The sequence below is a fragment of the Salmonella sp. A1325 genome (assembly GCF_056991255.1).
The window spans coordinates 132,649-159,308 of sequence record NZ_JAMLWO010000009.1; the positions used below are offsets into that span (position 1 = coordinate 132,649).

At 54.5% G+C, this 26,660-nt stretch carries 23 protein-coding genes; 6 read left to right on the forward strand and 17 right to left on the reverse strand.

Features of this window, described 5'->3' with window-relative positions:
• Window position 1: 1 nt before the first annotated feature.
• The 16 genes from NAZ64_RS17205 to leuO form a co-directional block, all read right to left on the reverse strand.
• A complete protein-coding gene (locus NAZ64_RS17205) occupies window positions 2-922 on the reverse strand; it encodes a D-alanine--D-alanine ligase (RefSeq protein ID WP_220569402.1) in 921 nt (306 codons plus the stop codon).
• Window positions 915-2,390, reverse strand: coding sequence for a UDP-N-acetylmuramate--L-alanine ligase (gene murC / locus NAZ64_RS17210; RefSeq protein ID WP_020437944.1), 1,476 nt, complete (start codon window positions 2,388-2,390; stop codon window positions 915-917). Before murC ends, NAZ64_RS17205 begins: the two co-directional genes overlap by 8 nt.
• 118 nt (window positions 2,391-2,508) lie before the next feature.
• Entirely contained in the window at window positions 2,509-3,576 is a 1,068-nt protein-coding gene (murG, locus tag NAZ64_RS17215) for an undecaprenyldiphospho-muramoylpentapeptide beta-N-acetylglucosaminyltransferase (RefSeq protein WP_483640996.1), read from the reverse strand.
• Window positions 3,573-4,817 carry a cell division protein FtsW gene (gene ftsW, locus NAZ64_RS17220; protein WP_001239803.1) on the reverse strand — a complete coding sequence of 415 codons (1,245 nt, stop codon included), beginning with the start codon at window positions 4,815-4,817 and terminating at the stop codon, window positions 3,573-3,575. The genes murG and ftsW overlap by 4 nt, the downstream gene beginning before the upstream one ends.
• A complete protein-coding gene (gene murD, locus NAZ64_RS17225; RefSeq protein ID WP_000796443.1) occupies window positions 4,817-6,133 on the reverse strand; it encodes a UDP-N-acetylmuramoyl-L-alanine--D-glutamate ligase in 1,317 nt (438 codons plus the stop codon). The genes ftsW and murD overlap by 1 nt, the downstream gene beginning before the upstream one ends.
• Before the next feature lie 2 nt (window positions 6,134-6,135).
• Window positions 6,136-7,218 carry a phospho-N-acetylmuramoyl-pentapeptide-transferase gene (mraY, locus tag NAZ64_RS17230; RefSeq protein WP_000964138.1) on the reverse strand — a complete coding sequence of 361 codons (1,083 nt, stop codon included), beginning with the start codon at window positions 7,216-7,218 and terminating at the stop codon, window positions 6,136-6,138.
• Complete coding sequence (gene murF / locus NAZ64_RS17235; RefSeq protein ID WP_024797377.1) at window positions 7,212-8,570, reverse strand: UDP-N-acetylmuramoyl-tripeptide--D-alanyl-D-alanine ligase; 1,359 nt, start codon at window positions 8,568-8,570, stop codon at window positions 7,212-7,214. Before murF ends, mraY begins: the two co-directional genes overlap by 7 nt.
• A complete protein-coding gene (gene murE, locus NAZ64_RS17240; protein ID WP_024797378.1) occupies window positions 8,567-10,054 on the reverse strand; it encodes a UDP-N-acetylmuramoyl-L-alanyl-D-glutamate--2,6-diaminopimelate ligase in 1,488 nt (495 codons plus the stop codon). Before murE ends, murF begins: the two co-directional genes overlap by 4 nt.
• Complete coding sequence (gene ftsI, locus NAZ64_RS17245; RefSeq protein WP_000642235.1) at window positions 10,041-11,807, reverse strand: peptidoglycan glycosyltransferase FtsI; 1,767 nt, start codon at window positions 11,805-11,807, stop codon at window positions 10,041-10,043. The genes murE and ftsI overlap by 14 nt, the downstream gene beginning before the upstream one ends.
• Window positions 11,808-11,822: 15 nt before the next feature.
• Window positions 11,823-12,188: a cell division protein FtsL gene (ftsL, locus tag NAZ64_RS17250; protein ID WP_000625651.1), complete on the reverse strand. Its 366-nt coding sequence runs from the start codon at window positions 12,186-12,188 to the stop codon at window positions 11,823-11,825.
• Window positions 12,185-13,126, reverse strand: a complete 942-nt coding sequence (gene rsmH / locus NAZ64_RS17255; protein ID WP_000970444.1) for a 16S rRNA (cytosine(1402)-N(4))-methyltransferase RsmH — start codon at window positions 13,124-13,126, stop codon at window positions 12,185-12,187. Before rsmH ends, ftsL begins: the two co-directional genes overlap by 4 nt.
• Before the next feature lies 1 nt (window position 13,127).
• On the reverse strand, window positions 13,128-13,586 hold the full coding sequence (mraZ, locus tag NAZ64_RS17260) for a division/cell wall cluster transcriptional repressor MraZ (RefSeq protein ID WP_000488294.1): 459 nt from the start codon (window positions 13,584-13,586) through the stop codon (window positions 13,128-13,130).
• Window positions 13,587-14,191: 605 nt separating this feature from the next.
• Window positions 14,192-15,196, reverse strand: coding sequence for a catabolite repressor/activator (cra, locus tag NAZ64_RS17265; protein ID WP_000762407.1), 1,005 nt, complete (start codon window positions 15,194-15,196; stop codon window positions 14,192-14,194).
• Between the two features lie 283 nt (window positions 15,197-15,479).
• Window positions 15,480-15,971, reverse strand: a complete 492-nt coding sequence (ilvN, locus tag NAZ64_RS17270) for an acetolactate synthase small subunit (protein ID WP_001563086.1) — start codon at window positions 15,969-15,971, stop codon at window positions 15,480-15,482.
• 2 nt (window positions 15,972-15,973) lie between these two features.
• Window positions 15,974-17,698 (reverse strand): acetolactate synthase 3 large subunit, encoded by a 1,725-nt coding sequence (ilvI, locus tag NAZ64_RS17275; RefSeq protein WP_220569403.1) that lies wholly within the window; start codon window positions 17,696-17,698, stop codon window positions 15,974-15,976.
• A 321-nt stretch (window positions 17,699-18,019) separates the two neighbouring features.
• Entirely contained in the window at window positions 18,020-18,964 is a 945-nt protein-coding gene (gene leuO, locus NAZ64_RS17280; protein ID WP_483640997.1) for a transcriptional regulator LeuO, read from the reverse strand.
• Window positions 18,965-19,620: 656 nt separating this feature from the next.
• Here leuO and leuL point away from each other — a divergent pair.
• From leuL to leuD, 5 genes are all read left to right on the forward strand, one after another.
• A complete protein-coding gene (gene leuL / locus NAZ64_RS17285; RefSeq protein WP_001575587.1) occupies window positions 19,621-19,707 on the forward strand; it encodes a leu operon leader peptide in 87 nt (28 codons plus the stop codon).
• Window positions 19,708-19,793: 86 nt separating this feature from the next.
• Window positions 19,794-21,365 (forward strand): 2-isopropylmalate synthase, encoded by a 1,572-nt coding sequence (leuA, locus tag NAZ64_RS17290; protein ID WP_183058109.1) that lies wholly within the window; start codon window positions 19,794-19,796, stop codon window positions 21,363-21,365.
• The gene (leuB, locus tag NAZ64_RS17295; RefSeq protein ID WP_483640998.1) at window positions 21,365-22,456 is read left to right on the forward strand and encodes a 3-isopropylmalate dehydrogenase; all 1,092 of its coding nucleotides are present in this window, start codon (window positions 21,365-21,367) and stop codon (window positions 22,454-22,456) included. Before leuA ends, leuB begins: the two co-directional genes overlap by 1 nt.
• 2 nt (window positions 22,457-22,458) lie before the next feature.
• Window positions 22,459-23,859 carry a 3-isopropylmalate dehydratase large subunit gene (leuC, locus tag NAZ64_RS17300; RefSeq protein ID WP_001140632.1) on the forward strand — a complete coding sequence of 467 codons (1,401 nt, stop codon included), beginning with the start codon at window positions 22,459-22,461 and terminating at the stop codon, window positions 23,857-23,859.
• Window positions 23,860-23,869: 10 nt separating this feature from the next.
• On the forward strand, window positions 23,870-24,475 hold the full coding sequence (leuD, locus tag NAZ64_RS17305; RefSeq protein WP_000818267.1) for a 3-isopropylmalate dehydratase small subunit: 606 nt from the start codon (window positions 23,870-23,872) through the stop codon (window positions 24,473-24,475).
• 285 nt (window positions 24,476-24,760) lie between these two features.
• Here the strand turns inward: leuD and sgrT are convergent, their stop codons facing one another.
• A complete protein-coding gene (sgrT, locus tag NAZ64_RS17310) occupies window positions 24,761-24,883 on the reverse strand; it encodes a glucose uptake inhibitor SgrT (RefSeq protein ID WP_000553886.1) in 123 nt (40 codons plus the stop codon).
• A 92-nt stretch (window positions 24,884-24,975) separates the two neighbouring features.
• Between sgrT and sgrR the strand changes: the two genes are divergently transcribed.
• Entirely contained in the window at window positions 24,976-26,634 is a 1,659-nt protein-coding gene (sgrR, locus tag NAZ64_RS17315; protein WP_023232756.1) for an HTH-type transcriptional regulator SgrR, read from the forward strand.
• The last annotated feature ends 26 nt before the right edge of the window (window positions 26,635-26,660 follow it).

The window sequence follows — 26,660 nt, forward strand, 5'->3', positions numbered from 1 at the left end:
ATCAGTCCGCCAACTCCAGAATTCGTACCACTAACTGCGAGAAGCTCATTCCCGCCTGACGCGCCGCCATCGGCACCAGACTATGGCTGGTCATCCCTGGAGATGTATTGGCTTCCAGCAGATAAAACTGACCATCGCTGTCCAGCATGACGTCAATACGCCCCCATCCCGTGCAGCCTAAAGCTTTCCATGCCTGCAGGACGAGAGACTGTAGCGCGGCTTCCTGGGACGCTTCTAAACCAGCAGGGCAGAAATACTGAGTCTCATCAGAGAGATACTTCGCCTCATAATCATAGAAGGTTCCTGCCGGTTGGATACGAATTGACGGTAAAATTTCTTCGCCAACTATCGCCACCGTAAATTCCGGACCGCACAGCCATTTCTCAACCAGTACTTCGTCATCATGCTGAAAAGCCAATGATAACGCACCCTGTAAAGCATTTTCTTCTACTACTTTCGTCATACCGACGCTGGAGCCTTCACGGCTGGGTTTGACGATCAGCGGTAAACCCAGCACCGAAATTCGCGCTTTTTGTTCTTCGCTAAGGCCTTTTTCAAACTCAGCGCGCGTCAGCGCGACCCACGGCGCAACCGGTAAGCCTGCGCCCTGCCACAGCAATTTACTGCGCAGTTTATCCATGGAAAGCGCCGAGGCCATCACGCCGCTGCCGGTATAAGGCAGGCCGAGCAGTTCAAGCATTCCCTGTAAGGTGCCATCTTCACCGCCGCGGCCATGCAACGCAATAAAGACCTTCTGAAAGCCCATTGCTTTAAGCTGCGCGACATCGACCTCTTGCGGATCGACAGGATGCGCATCAATGCCGCCTTCACGTAACCCGGCCAACACTGCCGCGCCGGAATTTAACGAAACGTCCCGCTCCGCAGAGGTTCCGCCCAACAGGACCGCGATTTTATCAGCCATGTTGCTCTTCCTCCTGGATTTGCGGCTTCAGCTTGATTTCAGATAAGTAACGCGCAATTTTGCCAACATTTCCTGCGCCTTGCACTAATATCAAGTCGTTACCCGTCAGCACCGGCGCTAACATTGTCGCAACCTGAGCCGGATCGGAAACCAGAATCGGGTCAATTTTTCCCCGATTACGAATCGTACGACATAAAGAACGGCTATCCGCGCCCGGAATCGGCGCTTCGCCCGCCGGGTAAACGTCCAGCATCAGCAGCGCATCGACCTGGGTCAGCACATTGGCGAAATCGTCATACAGATCGCGCGTGCGCGTGTAACGGTGCGGCTGAAACAGCATCACCAGGTTTTTATCCGGCCACCCTGCTCGCGCCGCTTTAATGGTGGCGTCTACTTCGGTCGGATGATGGCCATAGTCATCCACCAGCATCGCCGTCCCGGCTTTACCATTCACCGGCTCAAGCGGGAACTCGCCGAGGAAGTCAAAACGACGCCCGGTCCCCTGGAAGCTTTCCAGCGCGCGCAGGATAGCGTCATCGTCGATGCCTTCTTCGGTCGCTACCGCCACTGCCGCAGCGGCATTCAGGGCATTGTGGCGACCCGGCGCATTCAACGTGACATGCAGATCCTGCATTCCCTGGCGCAACAGCGTAAAGTGCCCCTGCGGCCCTATCTGCTGATAATCTTCTACGCGGACGTCAGCATCCTCGCTAAAGCCATACGTCGTGGTCTGACGCCCCACCCGCGGCAGCAGCTCGCGGATGACCGGATCGTCGACGCACATTACCGCGCGACCGTAGAACGGCAGGTTATGCAGGAAGTTAATAAACGTCTGCTTTAAATTTTCAAAGTCGCCATGATAGGTATCCATATGGTCGGCTTCGATATTGGTGACGATCGCGACCATCGGCTGCAAATGCAGGAAGGATGCGTCGCTCTCATCTGCCTCGGCAATCAGGTAACGACTATGGCCCAGACGCGCATGAACGCCTGCGGCTTTCACCAGTCCGCCATTCACGAAAGTCGGGTCCAGCCCCGCTTCGGCATAAATACTGGACACCATCGCGGTCGTTGTGGTTTTTCCGTGCGTCCCGGCAATGGCGATGCCGTGGCGAAAACGCATCAGTTCCGCCAGCATTTCCGCACGGCGAATAACCGGAATACGCGCTTCATGCGCCGCGACAATTTCCGGGTTATCCGCGGAAATTGCGCTGGAAACGACGACCACGCTGGCATCACGCACATTTTCCGGACGATGGTTAAAGAAAATCGTCGCCCCCAGGCTCGTCAACTGCTGGGTCACCGGATTCGGCGCTAAATCGGAACCACTGATCTGATACCCTTCATTGGCCAGAACTTCGGCAATACCGCCCATACCAGCACCACCGATGCCGACAAAGTGAATGTGCCGAACGCGACGCATTTCGGGCACGATGGAACGCAGTTTTGCCAGTTGTTGTGTATTCATTCTTTACGCCATTAACTCCAATACCCGCCATACTTCAAATTGCAGATGCGTTGGCTTGCCTGCAACCCAAATTATTGAGGGTAGAAAAACCCTGCGATGCAAAAGGCACCGCCACAAATTATGTCCGGGCACCCCGGCTGACTTCACTGGCGACGCGTTCGGTAGCATCCGGAATGGATACCGCGCGGGCACGCTCCGCCATGGTTAACAACGCCTCGCGCGACCACCCCGCCAGGGTGTCGGCGACAGCCTCTACAGTAAACTGCGGCTGCTCAAAAATCTTAGCTGCGCCGGCGTTTTCTAACGGCAGCGCATTCCAGTACTGCTGCCTGTCTTTATGCTGAAACGGCACGAATATCGCCGGTAACCCGGCGGCGGCGATCTCGCTCACCGTTAAAGCGCCGGAACGGCACACCACCACATCCGCCCACGCATAGGCGGCGGCCATGTCATCGATAAATTCCGTTACCTTATGCTGCGGTTGTCCCGCCCCGGCATATGCCTGCTCTACCGTGAGCTGAGCGCCTTTTCCGCTTTGATGCCAGATTGTAACCGTATCGCCCAGTCTGGCGGCAACCTGCGGCATCGTCTGGTTCAGGACTCGCGCCCCCTGAGAACCGCCGACCACCAACACGCGAATCGGGCCGTCACGACCGGCCAGACGCACCTGCGGCAACGGCAACGCCAGTACGTCGGTACGCACCGGGTTACCCACCACTTCCGCGTTCGGAAATGCACCGGGAAACGCCTGCATCACCGTGGTCGCGATTTTGGCCAGCCACTGATTGGTTAGCCCGGCGATACCGTTTTGCTCATGCAAGACGACCGGAATACCCAATGACCAGGCGGCAAGACCGCCGGGGCCGGAAACATAACCGCCCATTCCCAGCACGACATCCGGCTTAAACCGCTTCATGATCGCCCGCGCCTGCCGCCAGGCGTTAAAAATCCGCAACGGCGCCGCCAGAAGCGCTTTTACGCCTTTACCGCGCAGACCGGAGATCCGAATAAAGTCAATATCGATGCCATGCTTCGGCACTAAATCCGCTTCCATACGATCGGCGGTACCCAGCCAGCGAACCTGCCAGCCCTGGGCCATTAAATGATGCGCAACGGCCAGTCCCGGGAACACGTGCCCGCCGGTACCGCCCGCCATCACCATTAACCGCTTCGGTTGACCACTCATCGAGAACCTCGTGTAAACGCCTGCGCTTTTTCCAGACGCGTTTCATAATCAATACGTAATAAAAACATAATGGCCGTCGACATAATCAGCAGACTCGACCCGCCATAACTGATCAGCGGCAGCGTAAGACCTTTGGTCGGCAGCATCCCCGCGGCCGCGCCAACGTTTACCAGCGCCTGGAAACTAAACCAGATACCGATAGAACACGCTAAAAATCCGGAAAAACGGTGGTCAATCTCCAATGCCTTACGGCCAATCGACATCGCGCGAAAAGCGACGAAGAATACCATTAAAAGCGCCAATACCACACCGATATAACCCAGTTCTTCCCCAATAATGGCGAAGATGAAATCGGTGTGCGCCTCCGGCAAATACTCCAGTTTCTGCACCGAATTCCCCAGCCCTTGCCCCCATATCTCACCGCGACCAAAAGCCATCAGCGACTGCGTCAGCTGATAACCGCTGCCGAACGGATCTTCCCAGGGATTCCAGAACGAGGTAACGCGGCGAATACGATACGGTTCGGCGAGGATTAACAGAATCACCGCCGAGATGCCCATCCCGATAATGGCGATGAACTGCCATAATTTCGCCCCGGCGAGAAACAGCATCGCCAGCGTGGTGACAAACAGTACGACCACTGTCCCGAGGTCAGGTTGCGCCAGCAGTAACACCGCCAGCACCAGAATCACGCCCATTGGTTTTAAAAAGCCGCGCAGGTTATTTCGCACCTCATCAACCTTACGCACCAGATAGTTCGCGAGGTAGCAGAACAGCGACAGCTTGGTAAACTCCGCAGGCTGAATACGCAGCGGCCCCAGCGCAATCCAGCGCGACGCCCCGTTGACCGAGCTCCCGACGACCAGCACGATAAGCAGCATAATGATCGACGCTATCAGCATCGTCGTGCTGTATTTTTGCCAGAAGGTCATGGGCAAACGTAGCGTGACCATCGCCAGACAAAATGCCAGGAAGATATAGAGCGCATCACGTTTGGCAAACAAAAACGGATCGTTCGCCAGGCGCTGCCCGACTGGCATGGAGGCCGACGTCACCATGACAAAACCAATCGCCGCCAGCCCGAAGGTCAGCCATAGCAGCGTGCGGTCATACATGATCAGACTGTCGGCGTCTTTATCGCGCGAAGCCATCACCCAGCCTTTAAGCGCCGCAAACAGCCAGGCCAGGAGGCCAAAGCCTGGTACGCGCGGCATTCTCAGACGGGGGAGAGATAAACGCATCAACCTAACTCCTTCGCCAGACGGGTAAAGACATCGCCCCGTTGCTCAAAATTTTTAAACTGATCGAGACTGGCGCAGGCGGGCGACAACAGCACCATATCACCCGGCTGAACGCGCGGCGCCAGCAAACGCATCGCCTCTTCCATCGTCTCAGTCTGTTGGGCGATTTCCGGACGCAGTGCGGCAAGCTGCGCGCCATCGCGCCCAAAGCAATACAGGCGGATACGATCGCCGGTCAGATAGCGCGCCAGCGGAGAAAAGTCTGCCGACTTACCGTCGCCGCCCAGCAGCAGATGTAGCGTACCGTCCACATGCAAACCGTTTAGCGCCGCTTCGGTACTGCCGACGTTGGTCGCTTTCGAGTCATTGATCCAACGTACGCCGTTATGCTCCAACGCCAGCTGGAAGCGATGCGCCAGACCGGTAAATGTCGTCAACGCCTTCAAACTGCTGGCGCGCGGCAGACCTACGGCATCCGCCAGCGCCAGCGCCGCTAACGCATTGGTATAGTTATGCTGACCGGAAAGCTTCATCTCTTTCACGTTCAGCACCTTCTCGCCTTTGACTCGTAGCCAGGTTTCGCCCTGCTGACGATTAAGGTGATAATCACCCATATTGACGCCAAAGCTGACGCAGCGCTCATCGGCCCCGCGTACCGGCATCGTCAACGCGTCATCGGCATTCACCACGCACACTTTCGCCTTCTCGTAGACGCGCAGTTTCGCCGCCCGGTACTGTTGCAAACCAAACGGATACCGGTCCATATGATCTTCAGTGACGTTGAGCACCGTTGCCGCCGCCGCTTGCAAACTTGAGGTAGTTTCCAGTTGGAAACTGGATAATTCCAGCACGTACAATTCGCGATCGGCATCCAACAGCATCAGCGCCGGAAGACCGATATTGCCGCCAACGCCGACATTGACGCCCGCCGCTTTCGCCATCTCGCCCACTAAGGTGGTCACGGTGCTTTTGCCGTTCGAGCCGGTGATGGCCACAATCGGCGCTTGCGCTTCGCGGCAAAACAGTTCGATATCGCCGACAATTTCCACTCCAGCGCTGGCGGCAGCGCTAAGAGAGGGATGCGCCAGGGCGATGCCAGGGCTGGCGACGATTAAATCCGCCGCTAAGAGCCACTCGTCGTTCAGGCCGCCAACGTGACGCTCAACCTCTTGCGGCAGCTTATCCAGACCCGGCGGCGTCACGCGAGTATCCATCACCCGAGGCGTCACGCCGCGGGCAAGGAAAAAGTCCACGCAAGAGAGTCCGGTTAAGCCCAGACCAATAATGACGACGTTTTTGTCCTGGTAATCAGCCATGATTAACGTACCTTCAGCGTTGCCAGGCCAATCAGCACCAGCATCAGCGAAATAATCCAGAAGCGCACAATCACGCGCGGTTCCGGCCAGCCTTTCAGTTCATAGTGGTGATGGATAGGCGCCATACGGAAAATACGCTGTCCGCGTAGTTTAAAGGAACCCACCTGCAGGATGACCGACAGAGTTTCCACCACAAAGACGCCGCCCATGATCACCAGCAGAAATTCCTGACGCAGCAGCACGGCGATAATGCCCAACGCGCCGCCCAACGCCAGCGATCCGACATCGCCCATAAAAACCTGCGCCGGATAAGTGTTAAACCACAAGAATCCTAATCCCGCGCCGACAATCGCCGTACAGACAATCACCAGCTCCCCCGCATGGCGTAAATACGGAATATGCAGGTAATTGGCGAAGTTCATGTTCCCGGTCGCCCAGGCCACCAGCGCAAAGCCGGCGGCAACGAAAACAGTCGGCATAATCGCCAGACCATCAAGCCCGTCGGTCAGGTTTACGGCGTTACCCGTACCGACGATGACAAAGTAGGACAGCAAAATGTAAAACAGCCCCAATTGCGGCATAACATCTTTAAAGAACGGCACCACCAGTTGGGTCGCGGGCGTGTCTTTCCCGACGAGATAAAGCGCAAAGGCCACGCCGAGCGCGATAACCGACATCCAGAAATATTTCCAGCGCGCAATCAGCCCTTTGGTATCTTTCCGCACCACTTTGCGGTAGTCATCGACAAAACCGATAATGCCGTAGCCGATCAATACCACCAGCACGCACCAGACGTACGGGTTAGACGGGTAAGCCCATAACAGAACGGAAATCACAATCGCCGTCAGGATCATGATGCCGCCCATCGTCGGCGTACCGCGTTTACTGAAGTGCGATTCCGGGCCATCGTTACGTACCACCTGGCCAAAAGAGAGTTTTTGCAGACGAGCGATCATACGCGGGCCCATCCATAAAGAGATGAACAGCGCGGTCAACAGGCTGACGATGGCGCGAAACGTCAGATAAGAAAAGACGTTAAAGCCGGAATAATATTTGACCAAATGCTCGGCCAGCCAAACTAACATGAACCTTTCTCCTGTAACGCATGAACCACATCTTCCATCGCGGCGCTGCGTGATCCTTTCACTAAAATAGTCATCATTGGTTGCTCCTGAAGCAGAGCGTGTAAACGCGCAATGAGCGCGGCTTTATCGGCAAAATGTTCGCCGACGCCGCTGGCGTGGCTGATAGCCTGACTGAGTTTTCCGGTGCTTAACACGCGATCAATACCCGCCGCTTTTGCGGCCTCGCCAACCTGGAGGTGGCACGCTTCGCTTTCTGCGCCCAGCTCGGCCATATCGCCTACCACCAGCACGCGGTAGCCGGGCATTTCAGAAAGGACCTGCACTGCGGCGGTCATCGAACCGACGTTGGCGTTATAAGCATCATCGAGTACCAGTTGGTTTTCACTTAGCTGAATCGGGAACAGACGCCCGGGTACAGCTTTTAACGCCGCCAACCCTGCTTTAACCGCCATCAGCGTCGCCCCCACCGCCATTGATAAAGCAGCGGCCGCCAGCGCGTTGGCAATATTGTGCCGCCCTGGCAACGGCAGCAGCACATCAATGCTGCCCATCGGCGTTTGCAGAGTAAATTCGGTACCGTGTGACGTCACGTGGATATTCGCAGCGGTAAAGTCGCTGTTTGCCGCATTCGGCGAAAAACGCCACACCTGACGATCGCCAATAATGCTTTGCCAGTTCAGCCAGTCATTATTATCGGCATTCATAATCGCGATACCGTTCTCAGGCAAACCGGTATAGATTTCGCCTTTCGCTTTCGCCACGCCAGCCAACGAGCCGAAGCCTTCCAGATGCGCCGCCGCCAGGTTATTGACCAGCGCCGCTTCCGGGCGTGTCAGGCTAACGGTCCAGGCGATTTCTCCCTGGTGGTTAGCGCCTAACTCGATTACCGCATAGTCATAATCATGGTTTAAGCGCAGCAGCGTTATCGGCACGCCGATGTCGTTGTTAAAATTGCCTGCGGTATACAGAGTGTTTCCGCACTGGCTAAGAATCGCGGCGGTCATCTCTTTGACCGAAGTTTTGCCGGACGAACCGGTTAACGCCACCACCCGCGCCGGTACCTGCATACGTACCCAGGCGGCCAGTTGGCCAAATGCCTGACGCGTGTCTTTTACAATCACCTGCGGAAGATCGATATCCAGAGGACGACTGACCAACAGGGCGCCAGCGCCGTTCGCTTTTGCTTTATCAGCAAAATCATGCGCATCAAAGCGTTCCCCTTTCAGCGCCACGAACAGGCATCCCGGCGTCACTTTCCGTGTGTCGGTAATGACCGTATCGAGCGTGAGATCCGCCCCGCGGTGTTCGGCGCCAAGGACATCGGCAATTTTGCTGAGCGTTACGCTAATCATGCGATCACCCCCAGCAAACGCGCTGCGGTCACGCGGTCTGAATAATCAAGACGCTGCGTGCCGACAATCTGGTAATCCTCGTGCCCTTTACCTGCAATCAGCACAACGTCATTGTCTTTTGCCTGCATAATGGCATTGGTTACCGCCTCAGCGCGGCCTTCCATTACCCTGACCTGCCCGGCGTCCAGCATTCCGGCCAGAATATCGTTGATAATGGCGCGCGGCTCCTCGGTACGCGGGTTATCGTCAGTCACCACGACGATATCAGCGAATTCTTCGGCAATGGCCCCCATGAGTGGGCGCTTACCTTTGTCACGATCCCCGCCACAGCCAAAGACGCACCACAATTTTCCGGCGCAGTGCAGACGCGCCGCCTGCAACGCTTTTTCCAGCGCATCCGGCGTGTGCGCGTAATCCACCACCACCGTCGGTTTGCCTGGCGCAGTGAACACTTCCATACGCCCGCAAACCGGCTGCAAACGCGCGGCGGTTTTCAGCAAATCCGTTAACGGATAGCCCAGCGCCAGTAGCGTCGCTAATGCCAGCAGTAAGTTGCTGACGTTAAACGCGCCCATCAAGCGGCTTTCGATTTCGCCTTCACCCCAGCTTGAAGCAAAACGAATCGTCGCTCCGCGGTCGTGGTAGTCCACCGCCTCCGCTTTCAGCCAACGACCGTGACAGTTAGGGTTGATATGCCCTTCCATCGATACTGCGACTGCATCGGGTAGCGACGCCAGCCAGCGGCGTCCAACTTCATCATCGGCGTTGACGATTGCCTGACCATGATGGTGGGTGGAATAAAGCATCCATTTTGCCGCCTCGTAATGCGCCATATCGCCATGATAGTCGAGATGGTCGCGGCTCAAATTAGTAAACACGGAGGCGGCAAATTTCAGCGCCGCCACGCGATGCTGCACCAGGCCGTGAGAAGAGACTTCCATCGCGCCGAAGGTCGCGCCCTGCGCAACCAGACTGGCCAGCACATGCTGAACATCCACAGCGGAACCGGTTGTGTTCTCCGTCGGGATCACTTTACCCAACAGTCCGTTGCCTACCGTTCCCATCACTGCGCTGGTTTCGCCGAGCAACTGGCTCCACTGCGCCAGTAGTTGAGTAGTGGTGGTCTTGCCATTGGTGCCGGTCACCGCCACCAGACGCATGTTTTCAGATGGCTCATGGTAAAAGCGGCCCGCCAGCGCAGATAAACGCTCATTGAGCTGGCTGAGATAGACGACCGGTACGCCGTGCATTTCGCGAATCTCACCGTCGGCCGCCTCGTCTTTCGCCTCTGCAATAATGGCAGCTACGCCTTGCGCTATCGCCTGCGGGATATATCGACGCCCGTCCGCCTGATGACCCACTACTGCCACAAAGAGATCGCCCGCCGCAGCCACACGGCTGTCGAGCGTCATCTCTCGCAGTTCTCGCGCGGGTAGTCCAGCCACCCACGGAGCAAGAAGGTCGCGCAAATTACGATCTGCCACCTGTTCCCTCGCCTTGATTAATTACGAATTCATTTTTTTCGCCCGTTGCCAGCGCGTCCGGTTCGATGTTCATGGTGCGCAGAACGCCGCCCATGATGGCACCAAATACCGGCGCGGAAACGGCCCCGCCGTAGTATTTACCCGCCTGCGGATCGTTGATGACAACCACCAGCGCGAAGCGCGGCTGACTCGCAGGCGCGACGCCTGCGGTGTAAGCAATGTATTTGTTGATGTAGCGACCGTCCGGCCCCACTTTTTTCGCCGTACCGGTTTTAATCGCGATACGGTAGCCTTTAATTGCCGCCTTCACGCCGCCGCCGCCCGGCAGCGCCACACTTTCCATCATATGCACCACGGTGCGTACGGTGGATTCAGGGAAGATGCGTTCGCCGGGTACAGGCGGATCAACTTTGGTAATCGACAGCGGGCGATAAATGCCATAGCTGCCGATCGTTGCATAGACTCGCGCTAACTGTAACGGCGTTACCATTAGCCCGTAGCCGAAAGAGAAGGTGGCCCTCTCTATGTCGGACCACCGTTGTTTTTGAGGATATAAGCCACTGCGTTCTCCGACCAACCCCAAATTGGTCGCCTTTCCTAGCCCAAAACGTGAGTAAGTATCTACTAACGCTGAGGACGGCATCGCTAACGCCAGTTTGGATACGCCGACGTTACTCGACTTCTGTAGAACCCCGGTCAGGGTTAATTCGCTGTAGCGCGCCACGTCTTTAATTTCGTGGCCGTTAATTCGGTATGGAACGGTATTCAACACCGTATTTTCGTTGACGATACCGCGCTGAAGCGCGGTCATCACCACCATCGGCTTAACCGTAGAACCCGGTTCAAACACGTCGGTGATGGTACGGTTACGCATCGCGTCTTTCGGCGTACCGGCAAGGTTGTTGGGGTTATAGGAAGGGCTATTCGCCATCGCCAGTACTTCACCGGTATTGACATCGACCAGCACCGCGCTACCGGATTCCGCCTTGTTAAACGCCACCGCGTTGTTCAGTTCGCGGTAAACCAGCGCCTGTAAGCGTTCATCAATGCTTAACGCCAGGTTGTGCGCTGCCTGACTGTCAGTGGAGGAGATATCCTCAATCACGCGACCATAGCGGTCTTTACGCACGATTCGCTCGCCAGGCTGACCGGTAAGCCACTTATCAAAGCTCTTTTCAACGCCTTCAATCCCCTGACTGTCGACGTTGGTAAAACCGATGAGGTGAGCGGTTACTTCTCCTGACGGGTAGTAGCGGCGTGATTCTTCACGCAAATGAATACCCGGCAGTTTGAGTTTTTTGATGTAGTCCGCCATGTCAGGATTTACCTGGCGCGCCAGATAAATAAAACGCCCTTTCGGGTTGGCGTTGATACGGGCAGAGAGCTGATCGAGCGGAATATTGAGCGCAGTAGAAAGCGCTTTCCAGCGATCGCCGACGCTGATGCCGCCGGCGTCATGAACTTCTTTCGGGTCGGCCCAAATAGCCTTAACCGGTACGCTGACCGCCAGTGGACGCCCGGAACGGTCGGTAATCATACCGCGTGAGGTGGAGACTTCCTGAACACGCAGCGAACGCATATCGCCCTGACGCACCAGCATATCCGGGGCGATAATCTGTAGCCACGCCGCGCGTCCAAGTAAAAAAACCAGCGCCAGTAAAATACAGCCGCACAGCAACGCAAAACGCCAACTGATGAAGTTGGTCTGTTCTTCCTGGCGTTTCGATTTTTGCGTTTTTGCCGCTGCTTTCATGCGTCGCGTTTATCCTTATTTTTGCACTACGATATTTTCTTGGGACGGGTCAACATGCTGCATTTGCAGCTTTTCCGTTGCGATCCGCTCCACCCGGCTGTGATCGCCGAGCGCATTTTCTTCAAGGATCAGGTTGCGCCATTCAATGTCCAATGCATCGCGCTCCAGAACCAGTTGTTCACGCTGCGCGGTGAGTAAACGAGTATGGTGCGCCGTCGTGACCACCGTCACCGCCGTTAAAATGATGCAAATGAACAAGCAGAGTGGCAGCTTCCCGAACCGCAAAAGATCGTCACCGATCACGCCAGGCAAGGCATGGCGCTCGTTGCTTCCTATCGATCCCTTCACTTTGCTTAGGGCTTCTGTCACTCTGCTGATCATGCGTTCGTCCTCTCTGCGATACGCAGAACTGAACTACGGGCCCGAGGATTTTCAGCTACCTCTTTTTCACCCGGCATCAACTTGCCTAACGCTCGTAACTCACGACCGCCCAGTTTTTTGAGCTGCGCTTCCGTCATCGGTAATCCCGCCGGTACCTGCGGACCGCGGCTTTGCTCACGCATAAAGCGTTTCACAATACGGTCTTCCAGCGAGTGGAAACTGATGATTGAAAGCCGCCCGCCTGGGGCCAGTACGCTGAGCGAGCTTTTTAGCGCCTGCTCTATCTCCTCCAGTTCACTGTTTACCCAGATGCGCACCGCCTGGAAGGTACGGGTCGCGGGATGTTTGAATTTGTCTTTTACCGGGGTCGCCGCCGCAACCACTTCCGCCAGCTCTTTGGTGCGGGTCATCGGCTGTTCGCGATTGCGCTCAACAATGGCGCGAGCAATACGTTTGGCAAAACGCTCCTCGCCGAATGTTTTCAGCACCCAGGCGATATCCGCCTCCTCCGCCGTTTGTAACCACTCGGCGGCAGACTGGCCGCGCGTGGGGTCCATTCGCATATCCAGCGGACCGTCGCGCATAAATGAAAAACCGCGCTCCGCATCGTCAAGCTGCGGAGAAGAGACGCCAAGATCGAGAAGGATCCCGTCAATCTTGCCGGTAAGCTCGCGCTCGGCTACATAATCAGCCAACGCGGAAAAAGGTCCATGAATGATGGAGAAGCGAGGATCATTAATGGTCTGCGCAACGGCGATCGCCTGCGGATCGCGATCGATCGCCAGCAAGCGCCCCTCTTCGCCCAGTTGCGAGAGGATCAGGCGCGAGTGGCCGCCGCGACCAAATGTGCCATCAATATAGATACCATCCGGACGAATATTCAGCCCATTAACGGCTTCATCCAACAGTACCGTAGTGTGTTTAAAATTTTCCATCATCTTATAGAGACAAGTCCTGCAGCCGCTCCGATAACGTTTCGGTAGCTGACTGTTCAGCGTCGATATCTTCCTTGACCTGTTGATACCAGGTCGTTTCATCCCACAGCTCAAATTTGTTGAACTGTCCAACCAGCATCACTTCTTTCGTCAGTCCGGCATGTTGCCGCAGAACTGGCGCGATCAGTAATCGACCTGCACCATCCATCTGACATTCACTGGCATGGCCCAACAGTAAACGCTGTACGCGACGTTCTACCGGGTTCATGCTCGACAGACGAGATAACTTTTGCTCAATAATTTCCCATTCAGGCAGGGGGTAAAGCAGCAGGCATGGGTGATGGATGTCAATGGTACATACCATTTGACCGGTAGCGCTCTCGATCAGTTGCTCCCGATAACGGGTCGGCACGGTCAGGCGCCCTTTACTGTCGAGATTGACTAACGTTGCCCCCCGGAACATGCCAGTCTCACCCCTTCTTACCACTTTATCCCACAAATTCCCACTCGAAGGAGTTTACGGAGCGGAGGAAAAGCTTGTCAAGCAAGTCACAACGCTTACCTAAGTAAAAAAGCCAATGTTTACGGCGAATATCTGCGTTGATTAATTTCCACCCAGCGTGCAAGCCAAATTAACGTTATGAATATTTGTAAGAAAAAAACCAAAGACCCACCGCCGTTTAAAACGGACTCAATATAATCCGAGAAAAATATAAAGTGTCAGTTTGCGACGCGAGCGGCATTTTAGGACATATTGCACCGTGTTAACAGTGCCTGTTTAACGTGTGCAGCGCCTGCTATACCAGCGCCTACGAGCGACTGTCGCGCCAAAGACAAAAAGTGGCTGTTAATTCGACGATTTCTTGCCTGCTTGTAACAAAACAAGACAAAGGAAAAGACTCGTTACGTCTTAATTAGTGGAATATGGACGATTTCGGACAAAAGAAAGGTAATAAAAAAGAATTTTCGGATAATTTTAAGGAATAATCTTAATTATTTAAGGGATATTTTTACTGATACGCATTTGTTTGACGGCGGCAGAAGAGAGAGTCTTTCACCGCCGGTCCTTTAGCTACGGCTCAGAATGCCGCGACGATACAGGTTTCGCCGAATACGCGTTAAGCCGGGTTTCGGTTTACGCGGTTCATCAAGACTTGCCAGCACAATCTCCAGCACGCGTTCCGCGACATCACGATGACGCTGCGCCACCGCCAGTACCGGGCATTGCAGAAAATCCAGCAGCTCATGATCGCCGAAGGTCGCAATCGCTAAATCCGAAGGCAGTTTTCCATCGCGCCGCAGCGTAACGTCCATCACGCCCTGTAATAGCGCGAACGATGTCGTAAAGAGCGCCTGCGGCATAGGATGCGTTTCCAGCCATTTCTCAAACAACTGCGCGGCGGCTTCGCGCTCATAGCTATTGGCATATAAGAAACTCACCTCCCGCGGATCGTCTTTCCATGCGGTGCGGAACCCCTGCTCGCGCAGGAAACTGACGGACAACTCCGGCAGCGCGCCCAAATAAAGCACCGTTTCCGCCGGGAATTTACGCAGCTCTTCCGCCAACATCTCGGCATCATCCTGATCGGCGCCGACCACGCTGGTGAAATGTTCGCGATCCAGCGCGCGGTCGAGCGCGACGATGGGGAACGGATCGTTGGCCCAGCGCTGATAGAAGGGATGCTCCGGCGGTAACGAAGTTGAAACAATGATTGCATCCACCTGGCGTTGCAAAAGGTGCTCAATGCAGCGCATTTCGTTATCCGGCTGATCTTCAGAACAGGCGATCAGCAGTTGGTAGCCACGCTGGCGTGCCTGGCGCTCAAGATAGTTTGCGATACGGGTGTAGCTCGTGTTTTCAAGGTCCGGGATCACCAGACCAATGGAACGTGTGCGTCCAGCACGCAGCCCGGCAGCCACAGCGTTAGGATGGTAATTGTGCTCACGCACTACCGCCATGACTTTTTCTACGGTTTTGTCGCTCACGCGGTATTGCTTTGCTTTACCGTTTATAACGTAGCTTGCAGTTGTGCGCGAGACACCGGCCAGCCGAGCGATTTCATCCAGTTTCACAATTGCCCCTTGTGTAAATTGTACAAACCATAACCTTTATGTCGGCATGGGTTAAAATCGTTAACATCTAAGCGCAGTTTGATCACTCCGGCAACCGCTTTTATTCCGGGTTACCACGGATTTCGCAAAAAAAAGCCCAACCGGTGATATTGGGTTGGGCGATAATTCCTGTTGGCTGATATCCGGCAAACCTGCCTGATGGCGCTACGCTTATCGGACCTGGGCCAGATATCAGCCTGTAGACCGGATAAAACGCACGCGCGTCGTCATCCGGCGAATCTGCTCAGCGCATAATCTTATCGCCGCGCGAAAGCCCGACGACGCCTGAACGCGCCACTTCAACAATTTTCGCCACGTCGCGCAGCGAGGCCAGAAAAGCATCCAGTTTATCGCTGGTACCCGCCAGTTGAACGGTATACAGCGTTGGCGTAACGTCAATAATCTGACCACGGAAAATTTCCGTATTACGCTTCACCTCTTCCCGTCCGTAGCCGCTGGCCTGGATTTTCACCAGCATGATTTCCCGCTCAACGTGCGCTCCCTGTCCCAGCTCGCTGACGCGCAGCACATCAACCAGCTTGTGCAGTTGCTTTTCAATTTGCTCAAGCACTTTTTCATCGCCTACCGTCTGGATAGTCATGCGCGACAACGTCGGATCGTCCGTCGGCGCGACGGTCAGGCTTTCAATATTATATCCGCGTTGCGAAAAGAGGCCGATAACCCGCGATAACGCCCCAGATTCGTTTTCCAGTAATACCGATAAAATCCGGCGCATCATCAGGTCCTCTCCGTTTTGCTTAACCACATTTCGTCCATCCCGCCCCCGCGAATCTGCATCGGATAGACATGCTCGCTGCCATCAACGGTGACATCGACGAACACCAGTCGGTTATTACGCACATGCTCAAGGGCTTCGCTGAGTTTACTTTCCAGCTCATCCGGACGGTTAATCTGCAGCCCGACATGGCCATATGCTTCCGCCAGGCGCACAAAATCCGGTAACGACTGCATATAAGACTGAGAATGGCGACCGGAATAGATCATATCCTGCCACTGTTTCACCATCCCCAGATAACGGTTGTTCAGGTTCAGAACCAGTACCGGCAGTTCATACTGTAAGGCTGTCGACAGCTCCTGAATGTTCATCTGTATACTGCCATCGCCGGTCACGCAGACCACCATTTCTTTCGGCAGGGCCATTTTAACGCCCAGCGCAGCCGGTAGGCCAAAACCCATCGTGCCGAGCCCGCCGGAATTAATCCAGCGACGTGGTTTATCGAACGGGTAATAGAGAGCGGCAAACATCTGATGTTGTCCTACATCGGACGTCACGTAAGCGTCGCCCTTCGTCAGACGCCAGAGGGTTTCAATCACCGCCTGGGGTTTAATGCTTTCGCTTTCCGCGTCATATTTCAGGCACTGACGGGCGCGCCAGATCTCTATCTGCTGCCACCAGTCGCGAATATCATCCTGCGGCTGAGACGGCGCATCCTGCGCCAGTAGCTCCAGCATTTGTTCCAGTACCAGGCGGGCATCGCCCACCACCGGGATATCAGCGTTAACCGTTTTGGATATGGACGTCGGGTCAATGTCGATGTGTAATACCGTCGCGTTCGGACAATATTTAGCGAGATTATTCGTCGTGCGGTCGTCAAATCGTACGCCAACAGCGAAAATCACGTCGGCGTTATGCATGGTCATATTGGCTTCATAAGTGCCATGCATTCCCAGCATTCCTAACGACTGGCGATGAGTAGCAGGAAACGCGCCCAGTCCCATTAATGAAGAGACCACCGGCAGGTTAAAGGTTTCAATGATGTGGCGCAGCGGCGCATAGCAGGCCGCGCTTATCGCCCCTCCCCCAACGTAGACCACCGGCTTTTTTGCCGACGCCAGTGTGTGCAAGGCACGCTTAATTTGTCCTTTATGTCCTGATGTTGTGGGATTGTAAGAGCGCATACTGACCGTTTCCGGCCAGGCATACGGCATTTTTTTCGCCGGATTCAAAATATCTTTCGGCAAATCCACGACCACCGGCCCAGGACGTCCGCTTGCCGCCAGCCAGAAGGCCTTTTTAAGCACCAGGGGAATATCTTCCGTCTGTTTGACCAGGAAGCTATGTTTGACCACCGGTCGGGAAATCCCCACCATGTCGCACTCCTGAAAGGCATCATAGCCAATCAATGAGGTGGCGACCTGGCCGGAAAGAATCACCAGCGGAATGGAATCCATATAGGCCGTAGCAATCCCGGTAATCGCATTGGTCGCTCCCGGTCCGGAAGTCACCAGCACCACGCCAACGTCGCCAGTGGCTCGCGCCAGGCCATCCGCCATATGCACCGCGGCCTGCTCATGACGCACCAGCACATGATCGATCCCTCCAACGGTATGTAGCGCATCATAAATATCAAGCACTGCGCCTCCAGGATAGCCGAACACCTGCTTTACGCCTTGATCGATAAGCGATCGGACGACCATCTCGGCTCCAGACAACATCTCCACGGCTTGCCTCCACTTTATACCTGTCATCACGGTTTGACGGACACCTTAACCGCTCGCTATCACGCCTGGCAATTGGGTGGAATGACGTAAAGATGGGGAAGGTTAGAATAATCAGGAGGCAAGAAGAGAAGAAATGGAGAAATACTCCGTCTGAATCACACCAGGTAATAAATAATCGCTTATAAATGCAGACTTACAGCAATTCATCTATTTTTCACAGCGACGAAAAGAATCGCTCACCGTTAATTCAGCATAAAATTTTTGATATACGCTAAAAAGCAGAATAAACCAGAATTTGTTTCTGATTTATTCTGCCCGGTTTTATCGCTTACAAACAGAAACTAATAAATCTTCCATCCATTGGTGCCCTTTATCACGCCCAGCCGCTTCATGCCAGGAAAGGTAGCATGTCCGACTATTCAGTTTTAAAGGCAACGGCAATATTTGCAGCTCCAGCGACTCCGCAAACTCTTCCACCAGCCAGCGCGGGGCAATAGCGACCAAATGCGTCTGCGAGACCACATTCAGAACGCTGATAAGCGCCATGCCCTGATAAGCCACGCTTGACTGTTTATCCGACGTGTCATACCACGGCTGGCTAAATGACGCATAACGTTCGAGAGAAACAACCGCATGTTGTTCATTATAAACATCGCCTTCCAGTAGCGGGCCGCTAATACGCGGGTGTTTTCGGCTGGCGACTAAAACCATTTCATCTTTAAATAGCGGTACGCTGGTAAACTCAGGACGACGGAATTCTTCATAACTAATAACGAACTCGGTTTCCTGATAGCGTAGCTGATGCTCAGTATTCTGATTCAACGACGCTTTAAAAACGACATGAATATTTGGCGCAATTTGTTCTACACGATTATAAATCTGTGACGTCAGGATATTATCCAGCGGACTGCACACGCAAAGATTGAATACACGTTCGCTGCTGGTCGGCTCAAACCCCGATCCCGGCAATTCATTTTGCACCAATTGCAACGCCTGACGGACTGAACCAAATAACTGAAATGCACGGGCAGTCGGCTGAATTCCTCGTCCATATCGAACAAAAAGTTCGTCATTAAACATAACCTTCAGACGCGCTACGGCGTTACTGACCGCAGGCTGCGACATTCCCAGCGTGTGGGCGGCGCGCGTAATATTCTGCTCTTGCATTACCGCATCGAACACGGTCAATAGGTTCAAATCAACCATGCGAAGCTGTGGTTTGCCCATATCTAAAAGATGCGGCTTTTCGGTTTTGACCTCTGGCATATTTAACTCCACTGTCACGCTTAACTCCCTTTTTCTGGCTGAAGGCAGAAATAATTCCTGAAAATATGATTTACCATGCATATAAAATAAGAAAAAGGGAAAGCGTTAAAATTCGGAAAACATAAAGACGCTGACAGAGACAAATAGAATGCCAGCGTAAACGTAATGTGTCCTGAGTCACACCATTGCGATTCATAATGTTTAAATTACGCAAGCAATATAACCATAACTATGGCGAATACACAATCATACACCAAGTGAATGATCATTTAAGTTTCAATTAAATGTTTATATTATTAATAGCTAAAAAGTTAACATTAATTTATCAATAACTTTATCCTTATCCATTAAGTAAACAAGGTTATTTGTTAAAATATAAAATAAATCAAAAAGATAAACCAAACCTTTAGCATACCTTTAACAGGCCACTGCCCTAACCAATTTGCAAACAAAAATGCCTAAATATTTCAAACAATGAAAAGTATGAATGTCCACTCGTTCTTTTATCCTTTATTGGACGCGCAGCCCAGCACAATTAGCTAAAGTACGTATCCGGATATCGTCAACAAAATGCAATGGCGACAGAAAATAGAGTTGACAGTAAACGGCATATCCAGTACCACTAAAAGCATAACGCATTCGCTGGAGCTGAATTAATGTCACATATCGTTCGTTTCACTGGGCTACTACTACTCAACGCATTTATTGTGCGCGGTAGACCGGTGGGCGGCATTCAACATTAAGTCAGCTCGAAGTCAAACAAAACCCGCGCCGTTGCGCGGGTTTTTTTATGCCTGACGCAAGGCGCCCTGGAGACAAGGACCACATCATGAGCCAGCAAGTCATTATTTTTGATACGACCTTACGCGACGGCGAACAAGCGTTACAGGCCAGCCTGAGCGCGAAAGAGAAGCTGCAGATTGCCCTGGCCCTTGAGCGCATGGGTGTTGATGTCATGGAAGTAGGCTTCCCGGTCTCTTCTCCGGGTGATTTTGAATCCGTCCAAACCATCGCCCGCACCATCAAAAACAGCCGCGTTTGCGCCCTGGCACGTTGTGTAGAAAAAGACATCGACGTCGCGGCACAGGCGCTGAAGGTCGCCGACGCGTTTCGTATCCATACTTTTATCGCCACCTCGCCAATGCACATCGCCACCAAGCTGCGCAGCACACTGGATGAGGTCATCGAACGCGCGGTATACATGGTTAAGCGGGCGCGTAATTACACTGATGACGTGGAGTTCTCCTGCGAAGATGCTGGCCGGACGCCTGTTGACGATCTGGCGCGCGTGGTGGAAGCCGCTATAAACGCCGGCGCGAGAACCATTAATATTCCCGATACCGTGGGCTATACCATGCCGTTTGAGTTCGCGGGAATCATTTCCGGCCTGTATGAACGTGTCCCCAATATCGACAAAGCTATCATCTCCGTTCATACCCACGACGATTTAGGGATAGCGGTAGGCAACTCGCTGGCGGCAGTACATGCGGGCGCGCGTCAGGTTGAAGGCGCGATGAACGGTATCGGAGAACGTGCCGGTAACTGCGCACTGGAAGAAGTGATCATGGCGATTAAAGTGCGCAAAGACATCATGAACGTACACACCAACATCAATCACAACGAAATCTGGCGCACCAGCCAGACCGTCAGCCAGATCTGTAACATGCCGATCCCGGCCAACAAAGCAATTGTCGGCAGCGGCGCTTTCGCCCACTCTTCCGGCATCCACCAGGATGGCGTCCTCAAGAACCGCGAAAACTATGAAATCATGACGCCAGAGTCCATCGGTCTGAACCAGATACAGCTGAACCTGACCTCCCGCTCTGGCCGTGCCGCCGTGAAACATCGCATGGAAGAGATGGGTTACAAAGACACAGACTACAACATGGACCACCTGTACGACGCGTTCCTGAAGTTGGCAGACAAAAAAGGCCAGGTGTTCGACTATGACCTGGAAGCGCTGGCGTTTATTAATAAACAGCAAGAAGAACCAGAGCATTTCCGTCTGGATTACTTCAGCGTGCAGTCCGGCTCCAGCGATATCGCCACTGCTTCCGTGAAGCTGGCCTGTGGTGAAGAGATCAAGGCCGAGGCGGCGAACGGCAACGGCCCGGTCGACGCCATCTATCAGGCGATTAACCGTATCACTGGCTACGACGTTGAGTTGGTTAAATACGACCTGAACGCCAAAGGCCAGGGCAAAGACGCGCTGGGTCAGGTCGATATCGTCGTGAACCATCATGGTCGCCGCTTCCACGGCGTCGGGCTGGCGACGGATATCGTCGAATCCTCCGCCAAAGCGATGGTGCACGTACTGAACAATATCTGGCGCGCCGCCGAAGTTGAAAAAGAATTGCAACGCAAAGCTCAAAATAAAGAGAACAACAAGGAAACCGTGTAATGTCGAAGAACTATCATATTGCCGTACTGCCGGGCGACGGTATCGGCCCGGAAGTCATGGCGCAAGCCCTGAAAGTTATGGATGCGGTACGCAGCCGTTTTGATATGCGTATCACCACCAGCCACTATGACGTCGGCGGTATTGCTATCGACAATCATGGTCATCCACTGCCGAAAGCCACCGTTGAAGGGTGCGAGCAGGCGGATGCCATTCTGTTTGGCTCCGTCGGCGGCCCGAAATGGGAAAATTTGCCCCCGGAAAGCCAGCCGGAGCGCGGCGCCCTGCTGCCGCTGCGCAAACATTTCAAATTATTCAGTAACCTGCGTCCGGCGAAACTGTATCAGGGACTGGAAGCATTTTGCCCGTTGCGCGCCGATATCGCCGCTAACGGTTTCGATATCCTGTGCGTGCGCGAGCTGACCGGCGGGATCTATTTCGGACAGCCAAAAGGCCGCGAAGGCAGCGGTCAGTACGAAAAAGCCTTTGATACCGAAGTTTATCACCTCTTTGAGATCGAGCGCATTGCCCGTATCGCCTTTGAATCGGCGCGTAAACGCCGCCGTAAAGTCACCTCTATAGATAAAGCCAACGTACTGCAAAGCTCTATCCTGTGGCGTGAGATCGTCAATGATGTCGCGAAAACGTATCCCGATGTGGAACTCGCGCACATGTATATCGATAACGCCACCATGCAGTTGATTAAAGACCCGTCGCAGTTTGACGTACTGCTGTGTTCTAACCTGTTCGGCGACATTCTGTCCGACGAATGCGCCATGATCACCGGCTCAATGGGGATGTTGCCCTCCGCCAGCCTGAACGAGCAAGGGTTTGGCCTGTATGAACCGGCTGGCGGCTCCGCGCCGGATATCGCCGGGAAAAATATCGCCAATCCAATTGCGCAGATCCTGTCGCTGGCGCTGCTGCTGCGCTACAGCCTGGATGCCAACGATGCGGCAACGGCCATTGAACAGGCGATCAATCGCGCATTAGAAGAGGGCGTTCGCACCGGCGATTTAGCCAGGGGCGCTGCCGCAGTCAGTACCGATGAGATGGGCGATATTATCGCCCGCTATGTCGCAGAAGGGGTGTAATCATGGCCAAAACGTTATACGAAAAATTATTTGATGCCCACGTGGTCTTTGAGGCGCCAAACGAAACGCCGCTGCTGTACATCGACCGCCACCTGGTGCATGAAGTCACCTCTCCGCAGGCGTTTGACGGTCTGCGCGCGCACCATCGTCCGGTACGTCAGCCAGGGAAAACCTTCGCCACGATGGATCACAACGTCTCGACGCAGACTAAAGACATTAATGCCTCCGGTGAAATGGCGCGTATCCAGATGCAGGAGCTGATTAAGAACTGTAACGAGTTCGGCGTCGAGCTGTATGACCTGAATCACCCATATCAGGGCATCGTCCATGTGATGGGGCCGGAACAGGGCGTCACCCTGCCGGGCATGACCATCGTCTGCGGCGACTCCCACACCGCCACCCACGGCGCGTTTGGCGCGCTGGCCTTCGGCATCGGCACTTCTGAGGTAGAACATGTACTGGCGACGCAAACTCTGAAACAGGGGCGCGCTAAAACCATGAAGATTGAAGTCACGGGCAACGCCGCACCGGGCATTACCGCCAAAGACATCGTGCTGGCGATCATCGGTAAAACCGGCAGCGCCGGCGGCACCGGGCACGTGGTTGAATTTTGCGGCGACGCTATCCGCGCGCTGAGTATGGAAGGCCGCATGACGCTGTGCAATATGGCGATTGAGATGGGCGCCAAAGCCGGTCTGGTCGCCCCGGATGAAACCACTTTTAACTACGTAAAAGGGCGTTTGCACGCGCCGAAGGGCCGCGATTTTGACGAAGCCGTCGAGTACTGGAAAACGCTGAAAACCGATGACGGCGCGACCTTTGATACTGTCGTCACCCTGCGAGCAGAAGAGATCGCGCCGCAGGTGACCTGGGGCACGAATCCGGGCCAGGTGATTTCCGTCACCGACATCATCCCCGATCCCGCCTCTTTTAGCGATCCGGTTGAGCGCGCCAGCGCCGAAAAAGCGCTGGCTTATATGGGCTTACAGCCGGGCGTACCGTTAACGGACGTTGCTATTGATAAAGTCTTTATCGGCTCTTGTACCAATTCGCGTATTGAAGATTTGCGCGCGGCGGCGGAAGTCGCCAAAGGGCGCAAAGTCGCGCCTGGCGTGCAGGCGCTGGTAGTGCCGGGTTCAGGTCCGGTGAAAGCGCAGGCGGAAGCGGAAGGTCTGGACAAGATCTTTATCGAAGCAGGATTTGAATGGCGCTTACCGGGCTGTTCCATGTGCCTGGCCATGAATAATGACCGCCTGAACCCGGGCGAGCGCTGCGCATCCACCAGCAACCGTAACTTTGAAGGCCGTCAGGGCCGCGGGGGTCGCACGCATTTAGTCAGCCCGGCGATGGCCGCCGCTGCCGCCGTTACCGGCCACTTCGCCGACATTCGCAGCATCAAATAAGGAAACTACCATGGCAGAGAAATTTACCCAGCATACCGGCCTGGTTGTCCCACTGGATGCCGCCAACGTCGATACCGATGCAATTATCCCTAAACAGTTTTTGCAAAAGGTTACGCGCACCGGTTTTGGCGCCCATCTGTTTAACGACTGGCGTTTCCTGGACGAAAAGGGCCAACAGCCAAATCCGGAATTCGTGTTGAACTTTCCGGAATATCAAGGCGCGTCGATACTGTTGGCGCGGGAAAACTTTGGCTGCGGCTCGTCACGCGAGCACGCGCCGTGGGCGTTGACCGATTACGGCTTTAAAGTGGTGATCGCGCCAAGCTTCGCCGACATCTTCTACGGCAACAGTTTCAATAATCAACTGCTGCCGGTAACCCTGAGCGACGCACAGGTCGATGAGCTGTTTGCCCTGGTGAAAGCCAATCCGGGCATTAAATTTGAAGTGGATCTGGAAGCACAGGTGGTGAAAGCAGGCGATAAGACCTACAGCTTTAAAATCGACGACTTCCGCCGCCACTGCATGTTGAACGGTCTGGACAGCATTGGGCTGACGCTGCAGCACGAAGACGCGATTGCCGCCTACGAAAATAAACAACCGGCATTTATGCGGTAACCCTTGACGCCTTACCGGGCCTACAGGTTATGCAATATCACCAGGTTGCCACTATATCCTGTAGGCCTGATAAGCGTAGCGCCATCAAGCTCCGGGTTACTCATCAGTCGCTCATGCCGGGGATATTCCGGCATTTTTTATACGATTTTTACTCGCCCGGTCACCACCTGCGTGACCACAGAAACCGCCGAAATAAAAAAAGCCAGCAGGTATTATCTGCTGGCGGGTGATTTTAGGCTATCGCCTACACCAATACTCAGTCACACATGATGTCTGCAATTGGCTTCAATCGGTCGCCTCCCACTGCATCAGTTCCGCGAGCATTTTTAAGCGCTGCGGTGCGCTCAGGCAAGCCAGCCAGGACGTTTTTTCCGTCGCGGCAAAATATCTCAACCAGAACTGGTGCATAGTGACCTCTTCCTCTTGCTTCATCGAAAGATATTATTGGCCTAATATAGGGATAATAAAATTGCTGAGTTTTTCATCGGAGTTCCCCTTTTATGCCCTCAGGTCGCCTGCAACAACAATTTATCCGTCTCTGGCAATGTTGTGACGGTAAAACGCAAGACACCACGCTTAATGAGCTGGCGGATCTGCTGAACTGTTCGCGTCGCCATATGCGTACGCTGCTAAATACGATGCAGGCGCGCGGTTGGCTAACATGGGAAGCCGAAGTTGGGCGCGGAAAGCGTTCGCGTCTGACGTTCCTGTATACCGGACTGGCGCTGCAACAGCAGCGGGCGGAAGACCTGCTGGAACAAGATCGAATCGATCAACTGGTACAACTGGTCGGCGATAAAAGCGCTGTCAGGCAAATGCTGATTTCCCATCTGGGACGCAGCTTCCGCCAGGGGCGGCATATTCTGCGGGTTCTTTACTATCGTCCGATGCATAATCTCCTGCCGGGAACCGCATTACGTCGCTCGGAAACCCATATTGCCCGGCAAATTTTCAGTTCGCTCACGCGGGTAAATGAGGAAAACGGGGAACTGGAAGCGGACATTGCGCACCACTGGCAGCAAATTTCCCCTTTACTGTGGCGCTTCTACCTGCGCCCCGGCATTCATTTTCATCATGGCCGCGAGCTGGAGATGGAAGATGTCATCGCCTCGCTGACGCGTATCAATACGCTTCCGCTTTACTCGCACATCACAAAGATAGACTCCCCTACCGCGTGGACGCTGGATATTCATCTTTCCCAGCCGGATCGCTGGTTGCCGTGGCTGCTGGGCCAGGTCCCGGCGATGATTTTGCCGCGGGAGTGGGAAACGCTGGCTAATTTCGCCAGCCACCCTATCGGCACCGGGCCTTATGCCGTGCGGCGTAATACGCCGAACCAGCTCAAGATACTCGCCTTTGATGACTACTTCGGCTATCGGGCGTTGATAGACGAAGTGAACGTCTGGGTACTGCCGGATATCAGTGAAGAACCGGCCTGCGGCTTGATGCTGGAAGGGCCGATACAAGGCGGTGAAAAAGCGATAGAAAGCCGACTGGAAGAGGGGTGCTATTACCTGCTATTCGACGCCAGAACGCCGCGCGGCGCGCATCCGCAGGTCAGAGAATGGGTAAGCCACGTCCTCTCCCCCACCAATTTACTCTATCATGCCGATGAACCGCTACAGCAGCTCTGGTTCCCGGCCTATGGGCTTTTACCGCGCTGGCATCACGCCCGTCCAGGCCCGGGCGAAAAACCCGCCGGGCTGGAAACCCTCACGCTGACCTTCTATCGCGAACACATTGAGCACCGGGTTATCGCCCGTATCATGAGCGCGCTTCTGGCTGAACATCAGGTGCATCTGCATATTCAGGAGATCGACTACGATCAATGGCACGCCGGCGAGATCGAAAGCGATATCTGGCTCAATAGCGCTAACTTTACGCTGCCGCTGGATTTCTCGCTGTTCGCGCACCTGTGCGAAGTACCGCTCTTGCAGAACTGCATTCCGCGCGACTGGCAGGGCGACGCCGCGCAGTGGCGCGCTGGCGAGATGAACCTGGCGAACTGGTGCCAGCAGCTGCTGACCAACAAAGCGATTGTGCCGTTGATCCACCACTGGCTGATTATCCAGGGACAACGCAGTATGCGCGGGCTGCGCATGAATACCCTCGGCTGGTTTGATTTTAAATCGGCGTGGTTTGCGCCGCCAGATCCTTAACGCCAGCTCTTGATTGCTGCCCGGCA

Coding starts and splice junctions, on each gene's coding strand:
- leuC (WP_001140632.1), top strand. CDS start 22,459: ATGGCCAAAACGTTATACGAAAAATTATTTGATGCCCACGTGGTCTTT.
- rsmH (WP_000970444.1), bottom strand. CDS start 13,126: ATGATGGAAAATTTTAAACACACTACGGTACTGTTGGATGAAGCCGTT.
- murC (WP_020437944.1), bottom strand. CDS start 2,390: ATGAATACACAACAACTGGCAAAACTGCGTTCCATCGTGCCCGAAATG.
- ilvN (WP_001563086.1), bottom strand. CDS start 15,971: ATGCGCCGGATTTTATCGGTATTACTGGAAAACGAATCTGGGGCGTTA.
- mraZ (WP_000488294.1), bottom strand. CDS start 13,586: ATGTTCCGGGGGGCAACGTTAGTCAATCTCGACAGTAAAGGGCGCCTG.
- ftsL (WP_000625651.1), bottom strand. CDS start 12,188: ATGATCAGCAGAGTGACAGAAGCCCTAAGCAAAGTGAAGGGATCGATA.
- leuB (WP_483640998.1), top strand. CDS start 21,365: ATGTCGAAGAACTATCATATTGCCGTACTGCCGGGCGACGGTATCGGC.
- murF (WP_024797377.1), bottom strand. CDS start 8,570: ATGATTAGCGTAACGCTCAGCAAAATTGCCGATGTCCTTGGCGCCGAA.
- mraY (WP_000964138.1), bottom strand. CDS start 7,218: ATGTTAGTTTGGCTGGCCGAGCATTTGGTCAAATATTATTCCGGCTTT.
- murG (WP_483640996.1), bottom strand. CDS start 3,576: ATGAGTGGTCAACCGAAGCGGTTAATGGTGATGGCGGGCGGTACCGGC.
- murD (WP_000796443.1), bottom strand. CDS start 6,133: ATGGCTGATTACCAGGACAAAAACGTCGTCATTATTGGTCTGGGCTTA.
- leuA (WP_183058109.1), top strand. CDS start 19,794: ATGAGCCAGCAAGTCATTATTTTTGATACGACCTTACGCGACGGCGAA.
- leuD (WP_000818267.1), top strand. CDS start 23,870: ATGGCAGAGAAATTTACCCAGCATACCGGCCTGGTTGTCCCACTGGAT.
- leuO (WP_483640997.1), bottom strand. CDS start 18,964: ATGCCAGAGGTCAAAACCGAAAAGCCGCATCTTTTAGATATGGGCAAA.
- NAZ64_RS17205 (WP_220569402.1), bottom strand. CDS start 922: ATGGCTGATAAAATCGCGGTCCTGTTGGGCGGAACCTCTGCGGAGCGG.
- ftsI (WP_000642235.1), bottom strand. CDS start 11,807: ATGAAAGCAGCGGCAAAAACGCAAAAATCGAAACGCCAGGAAGAACAG.
- ftsW (WP_001239803.1), bottom strand. CDS start 4,817: ATGCGTTTATCTCTCCCCCGTCTGAGAATGCCGCGCGTACCAGGCTTT.
- leuL (WP_001575587.1), top strand. CDS start 19,621: ATGTCACATATCGTTCGTTTCACTGGGCTACTACTACTCAACGCATTT.
- sgrR (WP_023232756.1), top strand. CDS start 24,976: ATGCCCTCAGGTCGCCTGCAACAACAATTTATCCGTCTCTGGCAATGT.
- sgrT (WP_000553886.1), bottom strand. CDS start 24,883: ATGCACCAGTTCTGGTTGAGATATTTTGCCGCGACGGAAAAAACGTCC.